The organism is Solimonas aquatica, from assembly GCF_900111015.1.
Classification (GTDB): domain Bacteria; phylum Pseudomonadota; class Gammaproteobacteria; order Nevskiales; family Nevskiaceae; genus Solimonas; species Solimonas aquatica.
Window position 1 is genome coordinate 265,091 of sequence record NZ_FOFS01000004.1, and the last position, 13,318, is coordinate 278,408.

The 13,318-nt window shown below is 67.1% G+C and carries 15 protein-coding genes; 3 read left to right on the forward strand and 12 right to left on the reverse strand.

Going from position 1 to position 13,318, the window contains the following annotated elements:
- The 7 genes from flgG to BMY12_RS06825 form a co-directional block, all read right to left on the reverse strand.
- The gene (gene flgG / locus BMY12_RS06795) at positions 1-786 is read right to left on the reverse strand and encodes a flagellar basal-body rod protein FlgG (protein WP_093283717.1); all 786 of its coding nucleotides are present in this window, start codon (positions 784-786) and stop codon (positions 1-3) included.
- A gap of 282 nt (positions 787-1,068) precedes the next feature.
- Positions 1,069-1,812 carry a flagellar basal body rod protein FlgF gene (locus tag BMY12_RS06800; RefSeq protein ID WP_093283719.1) on the reverse strand — a complete coding sequence of 248 codons (744 nt, stop codon included), beginning with the start codon at positions 1,810-1,812 and terminating at the stop codon, positions 1,069-1,071.
- 23 nt (positions 1,813-1,835) lie between these two features.
- Positions 1,836-3,044, reverse strand: a complete 1,209-nt coding sequence (gene flgE, locus BMY12_RS06805; RefSeq protein WP_093283722.1) for a flagellar hook protein FlgE — start codon at positions 3,042-3,044, stop codon at positions 1,836-1,838.
- Positions 3,045-3,076: 32 nt separating this feature from the next.
- Positions 3,077-3,769: a flagellar hook assembly protein FlgD gene (locus tag BMY12_RS06810; protein WP_093283724.1), complete on the reverse strand. Its 693-nt coding sequence runs from the start codon at positions 3,767-3,769 to the stop codon at positions 3,077-3,079.
- A 32-nt stretch (positions 3,770-3,801) separates the two neighbouring features.
- Positions 3,802-4,209 (reverse strand): flagellar basal body rod protein FlgC, encoded by a 408-nt coding sequence (gene flgC, locus BMY12_RS06815; protein ID WP_093283728.1) that lies wholly within the window; start codon positions 4,207-4,209, stop codon positions 3,802-3,804.
- Positions 4,210-4,211: 2 nt separating this feature from the next.
- Positions 4,212-4,607 carry a flagellar basal body rod protein FlgB gene (gene flgB / locus BMY12_RS06820; protein WP_093283731.1) on the reverse strand — a complete coding sequence of 132 codons (396 nt, stop codon included), beginning with the start codon at positions 4,605-4,607 and terminating at the stop codon, positions 4,212-4,214.
- Positions 4,608-4,670: 63 nt separating this feature from the next.
- Positions 4,671-5,606 carry a chemotaxis protein gene (locus BMY12_RS06825; RefSeq protein WP_093283733.1) on the reverse strand — a complete coding sequence of 312 codons (936 nt, stop codon included), beginning with the start codon at positions 5,604-5,606 and terminating at the stop codon, positions 4,671-4,673.
- A gap of 136 nt (positions 5,607-5,742) precedes the next feature.
- On the opposite strand from BMY12_RS06825, the gene flgA reads away from it, so the two are divergent.
- The 3 genes from flgA to BMY12_RS06840 all read left to right on the forward strand — a co-directional run bounded on the left by flgA (position 5,743) and on the right by BMY12_RS06840 (position 7,307).
- On the forward strand, positions 5,743-6,444 hold the full coding sequence (flgA, locus tag BMY12_RS06830; RefSeq protein ID WP_093283736.1) for a flagellar basal body P-ring formation chaperone FlgA: 702 nt from the start codon (positions 5,743-5,745) through the stop codon (positions 6,442-6,444).
- Between the two features lie 78 nt (positions 6,445-6,522).
- Positions 6,523-6,843, forward strand: coding sequence for a flagellar biosynthesis anti-sigma factor FlgM (gene flgM, locus BMY12_RS06835; protein WP_093283738.1), 321 nt, complete (start codon positions 6,523-6,525; stop codon positions 6,841-6,843).
- Entirely contained in the window at positions 6,840-7,307 is a 468-nt protein-coding gene (locus tag BMY12_RS06840; RefSeq protein WP_177188881.1) for a flagella synthesis protein FlgN, read from the forward strand. The genes flgM and BMY12_RS06840 overlap by 4 nt, the downstream gene beginning before the upstream one ends.
- Positions 7,308-7,344: 37 nt before the next feature.
- Here the strand turns inward: BMY12_RS06840 and glnE are convergent, their stop codons facing one another.
- From glnE to BMY12_RS06865, 5 genes are all read right to left on the reverse strand, one after another.
- Entirely contained in the window at positions 7,345-10,140 is a 2,796-nt protein-coding gene (glnE, locus tag BMY12_RS06845) for a bifunctional [glutamate--ammonia ligase]-adenylyl-L-tyrosine phosphorylase/[glutamate--ammonia-ligase] adenylyltransferase (protein ID WP_093283743.1), read from the reverse strand.
- 10 nt (positions 10,141-10,150) lie between these two features.
- A complete protein-coding gene (locus tag BMY12_RS06850; RefSeq protein ID WP_218140111.1) occupies positions 10,151-11,656 on the reverse strand; it encodes an amidase in 1,506 nt (501 codons plus the stop codon).
- A 34-nt stretch (positions 11,657-11,690) separates the two neighbouring features.
- Positions 11,691-12,041: a DMT family protein gene (locus BMY12_RS06855; RefSeq protein ID WP_093283746.1), complete on the reverse strand. Its 351-nt coding sequence runs from the start codon at positions 12,039-12,041 to the stop codon at positions 11,691-11,693.
- A 144-nt stretch (positions 12,042-12,185) separates the two neighbouring features.
- Entirely contained in the window at positions 12,186-12,800 is a 615-nt protein-coding gene (locus BMY12_RS06860; protein WP_245732384.1) for a DUF1134 domain-containing protein, read from the reverse strand.
- Between the two features lie 81 nt (positions 12,801-12,881).
- Positions 12,882-13,313, reverse strand: a complete 432-nt coding sequence (locus BMY12_RS06865) for a tellurite resistance TerB family protein (RefSeq protein WP_093283750.1) — start codon at positions 13,311-13,313, stop codon at positions 12,882-12,884.
- Between the last annotated feature and the right edge of the window lie 5 nt (positions 13,314-13,318).

Genomic DNA, 13,318 nt, shown 5'->3' on the forward strand with positions numbered 1-13,318 from the left:
TCACAGGTTCTGGGTGGCGTACTGCAGCATCTGATCGCTGGTGGAGATCGCCTTGGAGTTCATCTCGTAGGCGCGCTGCGTCTCGATCATGTTGACCAGCTCCTCGACGACGTTGACGTTCGAGGATTCCAGCGCGCCGGCTTGCAGCGCGCCCAGGCCATTGGTGGATGGCGCACCGGTCTGCGGCGAACCGCTGGCGGCGGTTTCGGTGTAGAGGTTCTCGCCCTTGGCCTGCAGGCCGGCGGGATTGATGAAGTCGGCAACCTGCAGCTGGCCCACCTGCTGCGGCGTGCCGCTGCCGGACACCGTCACCGAGACGATGCCGTCGGCGCTGACCGAAATGCTTTGCGCGCCGCTGGGAATCTGCACGCCCGGCTGCACCACGTAACCGCTGGAGGTGACCAGCTGCCCCTGGCTGTTGAGCTGGAAGCTGCCGTCACGCGTGTACGCGGTGGTGCCATCCGGCATCTGGATCTGGAAGAAGCCACGGCCATTGATGGCCATGTCCAGGGCATTGCCGGTCTGGTTGATGTTGCCCTGCGTGAAATTCTTGGCGGTGGCCACCACGCGCACGCCGGTGCCGAGCAGCAGGCCCGAAGGTGCCTGTGTCTGCTGTGAGGTCTGCGCGCCGGGCTGCCCTTCGTTCTGATAGAGCAGATCCTCAAACGCGGCGCGGCCGCGCTTGAAGCCGGTGGTGTTGACGTTCGCCAGATTGTTGGAGACCACGGCCATGCGCGTCTGCTGCGCATCGAGTCCGGTCTTGGCGATCCATAGAGCCTGTTCCATATCCTGCCTCCCGACGGAAATCCGTCTGTGCAGGCAGTCCTACAAGTTCTGGACCAGGGGCAGGAATGCAGGTGGTGTCGGAAATCCAGCGCGGCCCTGCGCCTGAGACCTGAGCCGGAAAAGAATCCAGCTCTGTCATTCCCGCGCAGGCGGGCATCCAGGGATCCTGGTGCAGCGCGCGCAATAAAGTGCCCACGGGATGCCCGCTTGCGCGGGCATGACACCGGGTTTCAACAGCGCGACGCCGCATCGCCTCACCCCTCACCTCTCATGCTTCAGGCTTCAGCTGCCCAGGCGCGTGATGGTGGAGGCCGCCGAGGCGTTGTCCTCGGTGGCTTTCATCAGCTTGGTCTGCGCTTCGAACTGCCGCGACAGGCTGATCATCTGCACCATGGCCTCGGGTAGATTGACGTTGCTGGATTCCAGCGTGCCGCTGGCCAGGAACTGGCCGCTGGCCGGGTCCAGAGTCACGCCGTTCTTGGCGTGCATCAGGCCGTCCGTGCCACGCTGCAGCTGCTCGGGCTTGGCGGTGACGACTTTCAGGCGCCCGATGGCCGACAGCGTCGCCGCGCTCTGGCCTTGCGGCTGCACGGTGATGGTGCCGTCGCCGCCGATCTTCAGCGTGCTGGCCGGCGGAACCGTGATCGGTCCGCCATCGCCCAGCACCGCGAGCCCGCCGGCGGTGCGCAGCTGGCCGGTGGCATCGATCTGCAGATCACCCGCCTTGGTATAGGCCTCGCTGCCGTCGGCACCCTGCACTGCCAGCCAGGCATCCTGACGCAAGGCCACGTCCAGATCGCGGCCGGTGGTCTGCATCGCGCCGCCGCTGCTGTCCCAGCCCAGGTCGGCACCGATGGCGTTGACGCGCGTCGGCAGGCCCGGTCCCTGGATCGCTTTCGCCTGGCTCGACAAGAGCTGCGCGCGAAAGCCGGTGGTGCCGGCGTTGGCGATGTTGTTGCTGTTGACGGCCTGCTGGCGCAGCGTTTCCGCTGCGCCGCTGGCGGCCACATAGAGCGCGCGATCCATGGCGTCAGAGACCTAGTGGGCGATCAGCGCAGATTGATGATGGTCTGCGTGATCTCGTCGGAGGTGGAGATCATTTTCGCGTTCGCCTGGTAATTGCGCTGCGCGGTGATCATGTGCACCAGCTGCGCGGTGACATCCACGTTGGAGTCTTCCAGCGAACCGGACTGCACGGCGCCGAAACCCGGCGAACCGGCGGCGCCCACCTGCGGCGAACCGGAGGCATAGGTAGCGGCCCAGGTGTTGGAGCCCAGCTGCTGCAGGCCCTGGTTGCTGGCGAAGCGGGTCAGCGCCACCTGGCCCAGCGGCGTGGCCTGGCCATTGGTATAGCGCGCCGACACCACGCCCTCGGAATCGATCGAGATGGTGGTGAGCTGGCCGGTGGCATAGCCATCCTGCGTGGAGCTGCTGGAGAAGCTGTTGCCGTACTGCGTGGAGTCGGCGACATTGAGATTGACCGCCAGATTGGCCGAGCCGTTGCTGGAGGTGAAGGCCATGGCCACGGTGCCGCCGGCCGGCGTGGTCAGCGCGCCGGCGCTGTCGTAGGTGAGCGTGGCAGTGCCGGCGTCGGTGCCGTCGATCTGCGTGTGCACGTCCCAGCTGTTGGCGGTGGCGTTCTTCACGAAGTACAGGCTGGCCTGATGCGCCACACCCAGCGAGTCATAGACGGTGACCGCCGTGCTCTGGTTGTAGCTCGTGGCATCGGTGGCATCGAACGTGGTGTTGGAAGGCTGCGTGGCATTGGCCGGCAGGTTGAAGTCGGCGCTGATGCCGGTGGTGGCCTTCGGCGGATTGGTCGAGGTGGACAGCTGCAGGTCGGACAGGTTCGCGGTGTCGAAATTGCCGTTGGACAGCGCCGGGAACACCTGCAGGCGCGAGCCGGTGGAGGTCACCACGTAGCCGCTGGTGTCGGTGCTGAACGAACCGTTGCGGGTATAGGCCAGCGCGCCGTTGTCGGAAACCGTGAAGAAGCCGTCGCCGGAGATCGCCATGTCCAGCGAATTGCCGGTGGCGCTGACATTGCCCTGATCAAACTGCTGCGCCACGCGCGAGGTGTAGACGCCGGCACCGGTCGCCGCCGCGGCGGTGCCGTAGGCGGAGATCGGGAAGATGTCGGCGAACTCGGCGCGCGACTGCTTGAAGCCGGTGGTGCCGACGTTGGCGAGGTTGTTGGCGGTGACGTTGAGATCCGAAACCGCGGCATTGAGACCGGACAGGGCAATCTGGAAAGACATGGTGGGTTCCTCTGCGAAAAATGATGTTGGGTTTACTGCAGGATCTGGCGCACGCCGGAGAGGCTGACCGCGGACAGACCGGTGAGATCGAGGGTGACGGTGTTGTTGGCCACTTCCACACCGGCCACCGGTGCGGCGCCGTAAGTGGTGAGGGCGGTGGCCTTGCCGTCGCTGCCGGTCACCGTGGCTTTTATCGTGTAGGTGCCGGCGGCGGCGGTATCACCGCTGTCGGTGCTGCCGTCCCAGCTGAAATTCACCAGGCCGGATGCCTGCGTGCCGAGATCCAGCGACTTCACCAGCTCGCCGCCGGCGTTGTAGATGCCGACCTTGACCGCGCCGCTGGCACTGTTCTGCACCGCGCCCTGCATCTGCCCGTCGGCGGACTTGTAAGCCTGGCCACCGGCGACCAGCACCTGATGGCCGACCAGATTGGCCGCCTGCAGTGTCTGGTTGGAGGTAAGCGAGCTGCTCAGCGCTTCGATGGACGTCTGCAGGCCCTGAATGCCCGAGACCGTGCTGATCTGCGCCAGCTGGCTGACGAACTGCGAGTTGTCCATGGGCTTGGTCGGGTCCTGGTTCTTCAGCTGCGCGGTGAGCAGGGTGAGAAAATTCTGCTGACTGACTTCCGAGCTGCCGCTGGCGCTGCTGCTGGAACCGGAGCTGGCGCTGGTGCCGGCACTCTTGCCGAGCACGGAAGCCAGCGTGGCATTGTCGATGGTGGACATGATCGTAAATCCTGTTGGGATGGGGGCGCGGCTTATCGGCCGAGCGTGAGCGTGCGCGTCGCCAGATCCTTGGCGGTGTTCATCACGTCGACGCTGGATTGATAGGAACGCGAGGCGGAGATCATGTTGACCATCTCCTCCACGACATTGATGCCGGGTGCATAGACATAACCGTCGGCGTCGGCGAGCGGATGACCCGGCTCGTAACGCTTCTCCGCCGGCTTGCCGCTTTCGACGATGCCGCTCACCTGCACGCCGGCGCTGTCGGGATAGCCCTGCTCCACCGCCGCCTTGAACACCGGCAGGCGTTCCTTGTAGACGGTGTTGGGATCGCCGCTGACGTTGTCGGCATTGGCCAGATTGCTGGCGACGGTATTCAGGCGCGCGGACTGCGCACTCATGGCGCTGCCGGCGATATCGAAGATACGGAAGGAGCTCATGATTATTGTCCGGTGATGGCGGAGAGCAGGCTCTTGACGCGGCCATCGATGAAATTGAGGCTCGCCTGATAACGCAGCGCCGCGTCGGCGAACTGCGCCTGCTCGACCTGGGTATCCACGGTGTTGCCGTCTTCCGAAGGCTGCGTGGCCAGACGCCAGATCGGCTGCGTGTCCGCCACCAGATTGGAATTGGTGGACGCGATCAGCTTGCCGTTGTGGGCATTGGCCTTGTCGAGCTGGGTCTGCGCCTGTGCCAGCACGCTGCGAAAATCGACGTCGCGCGCCTCGAAGCCTGGCGTATCGGCATTGGCGATATTGGCGGCGATCAGTTCAAGACGACGTCGCTGCACCTGCAGCGCCGGTTCCTGTATACCAAACAGCGGATCTGTGATGGCCATTGCAGCGGCCTCGTTGGAAGTCCGCTGTCATCGAGGCAAGTCCTGTGCCTGCGCGTTTTCGCCCTAGGCGACGGCGGTTTGACACTGCCTGACGCGGTCCAGCACCGCCTGCGCCAGTTCGTTGGAATTGAACTTGGCGATGAAGCGGTCGGCACCCACGCGCTGCACCATGGCGTTGTTGAAACCGCCGGACAGCGAGGTGTGCAGCAGGATATAGAGATCACGCAGCTTCGGATCGCGACGGATTTCCGTCGTGAGGCGATAACCATCCATGGCCGGCATCTCGATATCGGAGATCACCATCAACAGCTGCGAGGACGGCGGCGCGGCCTGCGACATCGCCTGCAGACGCTCCAGCGCTTCGCGGCCGTCGGCGACCAGGATCGCTTCGATGCCCAGCTGATTGAGCACTTTCTCGATCTGGTTGCGCGCCACCCGCGAGTCATCGGCCACCAGAACCTTGAGCTGCGCGGCTTCGAGGCGCTGCGCCTCGCCGACCATGTCGTCGGACAGGCTCGGCGAGCCGCCGAGGATTTCGGCCAGCACCTTTTCCACGTCGATGATTTCCACCAGCTGGCTGCCGACGCGGGCCACCGCCGTCAGATAACCGTCGAGCGAGGAACCCGGCGGCGGCTGCAGGGAGCTGACGTCCAGATGCACGATGCGCTCGACCTGCGTCACCAGAAACGCCTGCACGCTGCGATTGAATTCCGCGACGATCAGATGCTGCGAAGCATTGGGATCGGCCAGCTCACAGTCGATGGCGCGCGCCAGATCGATGACCGGCACCACACGCCCGCGCAGATCGACCACGCCGCGCACATGCGGATGCGCGCCGGGCAGCTGCGCCAGCGGCGGACAGCGCAGCACTTCCAGCACCTTGAACACATTGATGCCAAAAACCTGGCGGGCGTCGAGCCGGAACAGCAGCAACGCGAGTCGGTTATGACCGGCGAGCTGTGTGCTGCGGTCGATGCTTTCCAGCAATCCTGTAGCCATGGTGTGTTCGTCGATTGTCCTGCTGCGCTAACGGCCATCAGGCCATGAACTTGAGACGCCGGCGCGGCGTGCGCGGTGAACGGTGTCTGCGGCGCGACCGGCGCGGCCGGGCACAGGCCTTGCCTGCCTCCCGGACATGAAAGCCCGTCCGTCGTTTTTCCGTTATCCCTGCCTGCTGGCCCTGCTGTTGCTGGCGCCGGCGGGCGGCGTCCAGGCCCAGGATTTCGAAAGCACCGCGCGCATCGCCGAACTCGCCGAGCAGGCCGTGGCCCGCAATCTTCCGCCCAGCGCCGAGGTGCACGCCGAAACACCCGACGCAAGGCTGCGACTGCCGGCCTGTGCGCAGCGGCCGCAGGCCGAGCCGGGCGCGGCGCGCGGCGCCAGCGTCAATGTCGCGGTGCGCTGCGCACAGCCGGCGCCCTGGCAGGTCTATGTCGGCGTGCGGGTGCGCGATCCGCGACCGGTGCCGGTACTCGGCCGCGCCGTACAGCGCGGCGAAGTCCTGGATCCGGCGACGCTGCAGACCGAGACCCGTGACATCGCGCAGCTGCCCTTCGGCTATCTGGAGATGCCGGCGCGTTATGCCGGCTATGAATTCCGCCGTCCGCTCGCCGCTGGTCAGGCGCCGGGCCCCGATGATCTGACGCCGCCGAAGTGGGTCAAGCGCGGCGATACCGTGCAGCTCGTGGCCCGTGGCAGCGGCATCGAGATTCGCGCCGAGGGCCGGGCGATGGCCGATGCCGTCGCTGGCGCACGCGTGGGCGTCGAAAACAGCCGCTCCAAGCGCATCGTCGAGGGCGTGGTCAGCGCCCCGGGCGTGGTGGAGATCCGTTTGTGAGCCTGCCGCGCCCCTCCCCTCAAGTTTTGTTCCAGCCAGCCGTTACACTGGGCATACGGCTACTTTGGAACACCTGTCATGTCCGACAAGATTCAACCCGGCGGCGTCAATCGCTACGGCCCCGTTGCCGGCAGCTCGCGCAGCAGCAGCGTCAGCGCCGACAAGACCGGCAGCGCCTCGAGCAGCGGCGCGGCCGGCAAGCGTGGCGATTCGGTCAGCCTGACCGGCGAGGCCTCGCTGCTGCAGGAGGCGCATGCCGCCGCCAGCGGTGCCAGCGGCGTCAACAGCGCCCTGGTCTCGGAAGTGAAGCAGCAGCTGCGGGACGGCACCTACAAGTCCGACCCGCAGATGATCGCCAGCAAGATGCTCAAGACTGAATGGGAGCTCGCCAGCACATGAACCCGATCGCCAACGCCTCGCTCGAAGACCGCCTGCAGCAGAACCTGCAGGCCCAGCTCGACTGCACCCGCCAGCTGGCGGAGCTGCTGAGCCAGGAGCGTGGCGCCTTGGTCGGCAGTGATGTGGAGCGCCTGGAACAACTCACGCAGGCCAAGGCCGAGGCCGCCGGCCAGCTGCAGAACCTGCATCGCGGTCTGCTGCAGCTGCGCGGCAATTCGCGCCAGGCCCTGGACCTCTGGCTCGGCGGCCTGCGGGCGGCGCTGCTGGCGCAGTGGCGGCAGTTGATCGAACTCGCCGAGCAATGCCGGCGGGCCAATGATGACAACGCCCAGCTGCTCGCCTCGCGCGAAGCGCAGCTGCGCAACACCCTGCGCGTGCTGCGCCCCGCCGGCAGCGCCGAAGTCTACGGCCGCCGCGGCAGCTTCGACCTGGGCCTGCCCGGCCGCAGCTTCGGCAGCGCCTGAAGCCCCGCCTGCGGCGCACGCCGCGCCGGCAATTTCCTCAAGCCTCCAGGATGCGGTGACGGATGCCGATCACCCGCGCCGCCAGTCGCGTCAGCTCGGCATTGCGTTCCAGCAGCAGACCCTGACGCTGCAGGGCGTGGCGGTGTGAGATGCCGCGCAGCGCGCGATACGCCTCGATCAGCACCTCGCGATCCGCCCCATCGAGCACCCCGGCCTCGGCCAGTGCGTCGAGCTGCCGCCAGTTGTCCGAATACTCGATCACCGCCGGCGCCCGATGCGCCTCGCGCAGCAGCAGGTACTGGGCGATGAACTCGATGTCGATCAGCCCGCCCTCGCCCTGCTTCACATCCCAGAATTCCTCGCTGGACTTGTCGAGATTGGCGCGCATCTTGGCCCGCATCTCGACGATATCCTGACGCAGCTTCTGCGCATCGCGCGCCTGGCAGAGCACCTCGCGGCGCAGCTGCGCGAAGGCGCGCGCCAGCCCCGGGCTGCCGGCCACGCAGCGCGCACGCGTCAGCGCCTGATGCTCCCAGGTCCAGGCTTCCTTGTGCTGATAGCTGGCATAGCTGGCCATGCTGCTGACCAGCAGGCCCGACTTGCCGTTGGGGCGCAGCTCCATGTCGATCTCGTAGACGCGCCCGGCCGGCGTCTGCGTGGCGAGCCAGTTGATCACGCGCTGCGCCAGGCGCGCATAGAACACGCCGTTGTTGATGCTGCGCGGGCCGTTGCCGGTGTCGCCGTCGAGCAGATCGCAGTCGTGCAGGAACACCAGATCCAGATCCGAGCCATAGCCCAGCTCGATGCCGCCGAACTTGCCATAGGCGATCACCGCGAAGCCGGCCGGGGCGCCGTCGCCGCGCCGTGGCGTGCCGTACTGCGCGCGCATCTCCGCCCAGGCGCGCTGCAGGGCCTGATCCACCAGCGCCTCGGCCAGCCAGGTGAGACGGTCGCTGACCTTCACCAGCGGCAGCACGCCGGTGAGATCGGCGGCGGCGATGCGCAGCGTCATCTCCTTCTGGAAACGTCGCAACAGATTCATGCCCTGCTCGGTGTCCTCCACCGGCACCTCGTCGATGCGCCGGTGCAGCTCGGCGGCGATCTGCTCACGATCCGGCGGCGCGTAGAGCGTGCGCGGGTCCAGCAGGTTGTCGAGCAGCACCGGCGCGCGCGCGATGAATTCGCTGAGCCAGGGACTGGCCGCGCACAGCTGCAGCAGCTGCCGCCGGGCGACGGCGTTTTCCTTGAGCAGGGTCAGATAGGTGGAGCGGCCGACGATGGCCTGCACCACTTCCAGCACGCGGAGCAAGGCGGTCTCGGCCGACTCCAGCGTCAGCGCCTCGTCGAACAGGCTGGCCAGCAGCCCGAGCAGACGCTGCTGCGCGTCCTCGTTCATCTGCCGCACCAGCCGCGCGGTGTGCAGGCCCTGCAAGGCCTGCAGCAGCTCGCGGGGCAGACGTCCGTATCCGGCCTGGGTCAGCGCCTCCAGCGCGGCATCGTCCTGCAGCATGCCGAACCACAGCGCGCGCAGCAGGCCGGCGCTGGCCGGCTCGGCGGCGCGCTCGGGTTCGGTGAAGATGCGGTCGAACTGCTGCTGCACGAACTCGCGCACCCGCTCCAGCTGCCGCAGCAGGCTGGCCCAGCTCTCGCAGCGCAGCGCCGCACACAAGGCCGCGCGCGCCTCTTCGCTCAGCGGCAGCGTATGCGTCTGCTGGTCGGCGTGGATCTGGATCGCGTTTTCCAGGCGCCGCAGGAACACATAGCTCTCGTCGAGCTGCGCGGCCACGTCGATCTCCAGATGCCCGCTCTCGCCCAGATAACGCAGCACCGGGCGCAGGCGCGTATCGCGCAGCGCCCGCTCGGCGCCGCCGCGCACCAGCTGGAAGGACTGCACGATGAACTCCAGCTCGCGGATGCCGCCACGGCCGAGCTTGACGTTGTCGGTCTGGCCCTTGCGCGCCACGTCCTCGGCGATCAGGCGCTTGAGATGCCGCAGCGAGCCGATCGCGTCGTAGTCCAGATAGCGGCGGTACACGAAAGGCCGCAGCGCCTGCAGCAGCGCCGTGCCGGCGAGCAGATCGCCGGCCACCGGCCGCGCCTTGATCAGCGCATAGCGCTCCCATTCGCGGCCGTGCACCTGGTAATACTCCTCCATCGCCGCGAACGAGGCCGACAGCGGACCGGCCGAGCCGAAGGGCCGCAGCATCAGATCGATGCGGAACACGAAGCCTTCCGGCGTGACCTGCGCGAGCAGGCGCTGCACCAGCTGCGCGAGCTTCACGAAGTACTCATCGCTGGACAACGGCCGCGCGCCATCGCTCTCGCCGGCCTCGGTGTGGCAGAAGATCAGATCGATGTCGGAGGAAAAATTCAGCTCGCGTCCGCCCAGCTTGCCCATGCCCAGGATCACCGGCGCAATCTCGGTGCCCTGCGCATCGCGCGGCACGCCGTGACGCGCCTGCAGCTGCGCCTGCGCATAAGCCAGGGCACTGGCGCAGGCGGCGTCGGCCAGCGCGGAGAGATCGTTCAGGGTTTCGTCCAGCAGCGCCAGACCGGCGAGATCGCGGCAGGCGATGCGCGCCATGTGCAGGCGCCGCAGGCGGCGCAGCCCATCCATGTAGGCGGCTTCATCGTTCTGCGGCAGCGCGGCGAAGTCCTGCGTCAGCTCGGCGGCGGCCAGCGGCCGCGCGAAAACCCCGGCATCCGCGCCCCAGGCGTGCAGGCGCGGCAGCGACTCGCGCAAGAACACGCTGGCCTGCAGCAGACGCGGCAGTTCATCGCGCAGCGCCGCCGGCAGCCAGTCATGCAGCGCCGTGCGTGTTTGCTCGTCCATGACCGCCGCTCTACAGCGGCGGACGCCGCTGCGCCCAGGGCTGCGCCTGTTCCAGCTGCGCGGCCAGACGCAGCAGCAGACCCTCGCCGCCCGGCGGCGCCACGAACTGCACGCCCAGCGGCAGCTCGTAGCTCTCGCCGGCGGCATTGCGGCAGCTGGCGAAATACAGCGGCACCGACATCGACGGCGTGCCGGTGATGTTGGACAGCTGCGTGAACGGCACCCACTTCAGATTCTCACGCGCGTTCTGCTCCAGCATGTCGGTCTTGAGCAGAAGCCTTTCCAGTCCCAGCGCCAGCACCACGCGCAGCGCGGTCTGCTGCCAGACCGGCGTGACGATCTCGCCGACGCGCGCCGGGGGCGCGGCCATGGTCGGAGTCAGCAGCAGATCGTAGCGGGCGTGGAACTCGGCAAGCTGGTGCGAGTACAGCGCCCAGCGCTGCTGGCCCTCCACGTACTGGCGCGCCGACAGCGCGCGGCCGAAGGCGGCCATGGCGCGGGTGTCGAGTTCGAAATCGGAATCCGGACAACCCGTCTGCCGCTGGATCTCGGCCATGCTCGCCGCGCAGGTGGCAAACCACATGGTGAGAAAATCCAGGGCCAGCTGCCGGCCGTCGAGCTGCGGCTCGGCCTCCTCGACATGATGGCCCAGCGATTCGAGCAGCCGCGCGCTGTGCATCACCGCCTGCACGGCCTGCGGATCCACGGGCGTTTCCAGCGGCGAGCGCGTGCAATAGCCGATGCGCAGCCGGCCCGGGTCGCTGCGCACTTCTTCCAGATACGGGCGCTCGGGCGGCACGATGTAGAAGCTGCTGCCCAGCTCCGGGCCTTGCGTGGCATCGAGCATCGCGGCGCTGTCGCGCACGCTGCGCGTGAGCACATGGTCGACCACTGCGCCGTGCATGCGGTCCAGCTGCAGCGGCCCGCCGGGATTGCGCGCGCGGCCGGGCTTCAGACCGAACAGGCCGCAGTGCCCGGCGGGAATGCGGATCGAGCCGCCGCCGTCATTGGCGCCGGCGATGGGCACGATGCCCGCCGCCACCGCCGCCGCCGCACCGCCGCTGGAGCCGCCGGGCGTGTGATCCAGATGCCAGGGATTGCGGCAGGGTCCCCAGAGTTCGGATTCGGTGATGGCCTTGGAACCGAACTCCGGGGTGTTGGTGCGGCCGAAGATCACCACGCCGGCCTTGAGCCAGCGCTGCGTCATCTCGGCATGGCGCTCGGCCCTGGCCTTGCGCAGGCCGCGACAGCCCAGCGTGGCCGACACGCCCGCGTATTCCTGGCGGATATCCTTGAGCAGGAACGGCAGTCCGGCGAAGGGACCCTGCAGTTTCTCCTGCGCGCGCTCGCGCGCGATCTCGTGCATGGCGATCACGATGGCATTGAGCTTGGGGTTCACCGCCTCGGCGCGCGCCAGCGCCGCGTCCAGCAGCTCGGCCGGACTCACCTCGCCGCGCGCGACCAGCTGCGCCAGCCCCAGACCGTCGTACTGCTGATACTCGTCCTGGCCGATCATGCAAAGCCTCTCCTTGGAATCGCGCAGCCGGTGTTCACGACCGGAAAATGAAATACGCCGCGCCGCACATGCACAGCGCCGCCCACAGATAGTCGAGCTTGATCGGCTGCTTCATGTACAGAATCGCAAACGGCACGAACACCGCCAGTGTGACGATCTCCTGCAGGATTTTCAGTTGCGGCAGTGACAGGCTGGTGTAGCCGATGCGGTTTGCCGGCACCTGGATCAGATATTCGAAGAAGGCGATGCCCCAGCTGATCAGCACCGCGAGCAGCCAGGGCTTGTCGCGCAGATCCTTCAGATGCGCATACCAGGCCACGGTCATGAAAACATTGGACAGGCACAGCAGCGCGGCGGCCTGCACCACAGCGGGATTGATCGGCATGGCAGTTCCCGAAGCATGGAGGAGGAATCCGGCGAGTGTAGAACCGGAGGCGAGGCCTTCGAAACCGGGCCGGCGCCGGGGCCGCCGGCAAAAACCAGAGAGCCGGCGCGAGGCCGGCTCCTGACATCTCCCACGCCGCCGGATTTACAGCGGCAGGTAGGACATCTTGCGCGTGTAATGCACGTAGCCGAGGCTGGCGCCGGCACGCAGGCCCACGCCGGTGCGGATCGGCGCGAGCACGATCTTGTCGCTCTTCTGATAGTTCACGCCGACGCCGGCCACCACATAGAGACTGCCGTCCACCGCCGGGAAGCGCTGGAACAGTTCGGTGGAGGAACGCAGGTTGTAGACCAGGGTGAAGACCTTGGACGCGTTGCCGCCGAAGTCCCAGCCGATCGACGGACCCTGCCAGTACACGTCCTGGCTTTCACCGCCCTTGAACTGCAGGGTGCCCTTGCCGTAACGCAGGCCCACCACCATCGCGCCGCCGCCCTCGGTGCCCATGATGTAGGCATTGGGACGGCCGTAGTCGGAGAAGGTGCGCTCGATGGCCTTGGCCAGACCTTCCGTGGTGGAGCCAAAGAATTCGGAAGCCGCCTTGGTGACTTCATCGGCGCTGTAGGTGTGCGCCTCGTCGGTCTTGCCTTCGCTGGAGGGCTCGACCGGCGCCTGGATATCGCCCGGCTGCGCCTGCGCGCTGGCGGCCTGCGCGCTGAGCACGCCCAGCAGCAGCGCCGTCATCAGAGTCCACTGTTTCATCGAATCTCGCATCGAGCTACTCCTGAACATGGTAAGGGCCGGAGTTCGCCATAGCGGCTCTGAACCCCGGCTTAAAGTTTTTTACGCGCCTGCGGCCAGACGTGTCTGCACGAAGTCGGCGTGCGGAATGAACAGCAAATCGGCGAGCTGACGGATGCGTCCTTCCTCATGCGGCGCAAGCCGGCCATCGGCCAGCGCCACCTGCCAGAGCCAGCTCAGCAGCTCGCGCTTGCCGGCGGCGTCCAGCTCTTCGTTGAGCAGGGCCACGAACTCGTGCATGGAGATGGCCGCGTCGCTGCGATCCAGCGCGCGGCTCAGCAAGGCCTCGGCGCTGGACGCATCGAGCTGCAGTCCGGTGAGCAGCTGCTTGCGGATCAGGCCCAGCTCTTCTTCGCTGCGCGAGAAATCCGCAGCGGCGATTTCCAGCAGCAGCACCGCCATCGCCAGATGACGGTCCAGCCCCGCGCGCGGCGGCGGGGCAAAAGCCTGGGTGAGTCTGCGCAGAAAGCTCATCTAAA

What these genes read in the sequence shown, in the direction of transcription:
- flgG (WP_093283717.1), bottom strand. Translation starts at nt 786, where the DNA reads ATGGAACAGGCTCTATGGATCGCCAAGACCGGACTCGATGCGCAGCAG.
- BMY12_RS06800 (WP_093283719.1), bottom strand. Translation starts at nt 1,812, where the DNA reads ATGGATCGCGCGCTCTATGTGGCCGCCAGCGGCGCAGCGGAAACGCTG.
- flgE (WP_093283722.1), bottom strand. Translation starts at nt 3,044, where the DNA reads ATGTCTTTCCAGATTGCCCTGTCCGGTCTCAATGCCGCGGTTTCGGAT.
- BMY12_RS06810 (WP_093283724.1), bottom strand. Translation starts at nt 3,769, where the DNA reads ATGTCCACCATCGACAATGCCACGCTGGCTTCCGTGCTCGGCAAGAGT.
- flgC (WP_093283728.1), bottom strand. Translation starts at nt 4,209, where the DNA reads ATGAGCTCCTTCCGTATCTTCGATATCGCCGGCAGCGCCATGAGTGCG.
- flgB (WP_093283731.1), bottom strand. Translation starts at nt 4,607, where the DNA reads ATGGCCATCACAGATCCGCTGTTTGGTATACAGGAACCGGCGCTGCAG.
- BMY12_RS06825 (WP_093283733.1), bottom strand. Translation starts at nt 5,606, where the DNA reads ATGGCTACAGGATTGCTGGAAAGCATCGACCGCAGCACACAGCTCGCC.
- flgA (WP_093283736.1), top strand. Translation starts at nt 5,743, where the DNA reads ATGAAAGCCCGTCCGTCGTTTTTCCGTTATCCCTGCCTGCTGGCCCTG.
- flgM (WP_093283738.1), top strand. Translation starts at nt 6,523, where the DNA reads ATGTCCGACAAGATTCAACCCGGCGGCGTCAATCGCTACGGCCCCGTT.
- BMY12_RS06840 (WP_177188881.1), top strand. Translation starts at nt 6,840, where the DNA reads ATGAACCCGATCGCCAACGCCTCGCTCGAAGACCGCCTGCAGCAGAAC.
- glnE (WP_093283743.1), bottom strand. Translation starts at nt 10,140, where the DNA reads ATGGACGAGCAAACACGCACGGCGCTGCATGACTGGCTGCCGGCGGCG.
- BMY12_RS06850 (WP_218140111.1), bottom strand. Translation starts at nt 11,656, where the DNA reads ATGATCGGCCAGGACGAGTATCAGCAGTACGACGGTCTGGGGCTGGCG.
- BMY12_RS06855 (WP_093283746.1), bottom strand. Translation starts at nt 12,041, where the DNA reads ATGCCGATCAATCCCGCTGTGGTGCAGGCCGCCGCGCTGCTGTGCCTG.
- BMY12_RS06860 (WP_245732384.1), bottom strand. Translation starts at nt 12,800, where the DNA reads ATGAAACAGTGGACTCTGATGACGGCGCTGCTGCTGGGCGTGCTCAGC.
- BMY12_RS06865 (WP_093283750.1), bottom strand. Translation starts at nt 13,313, where the DNA reads ATGAGCTTTCTGCGCAGACTCACCCAGGCTTTTGCCCCGCCGCCGCGC.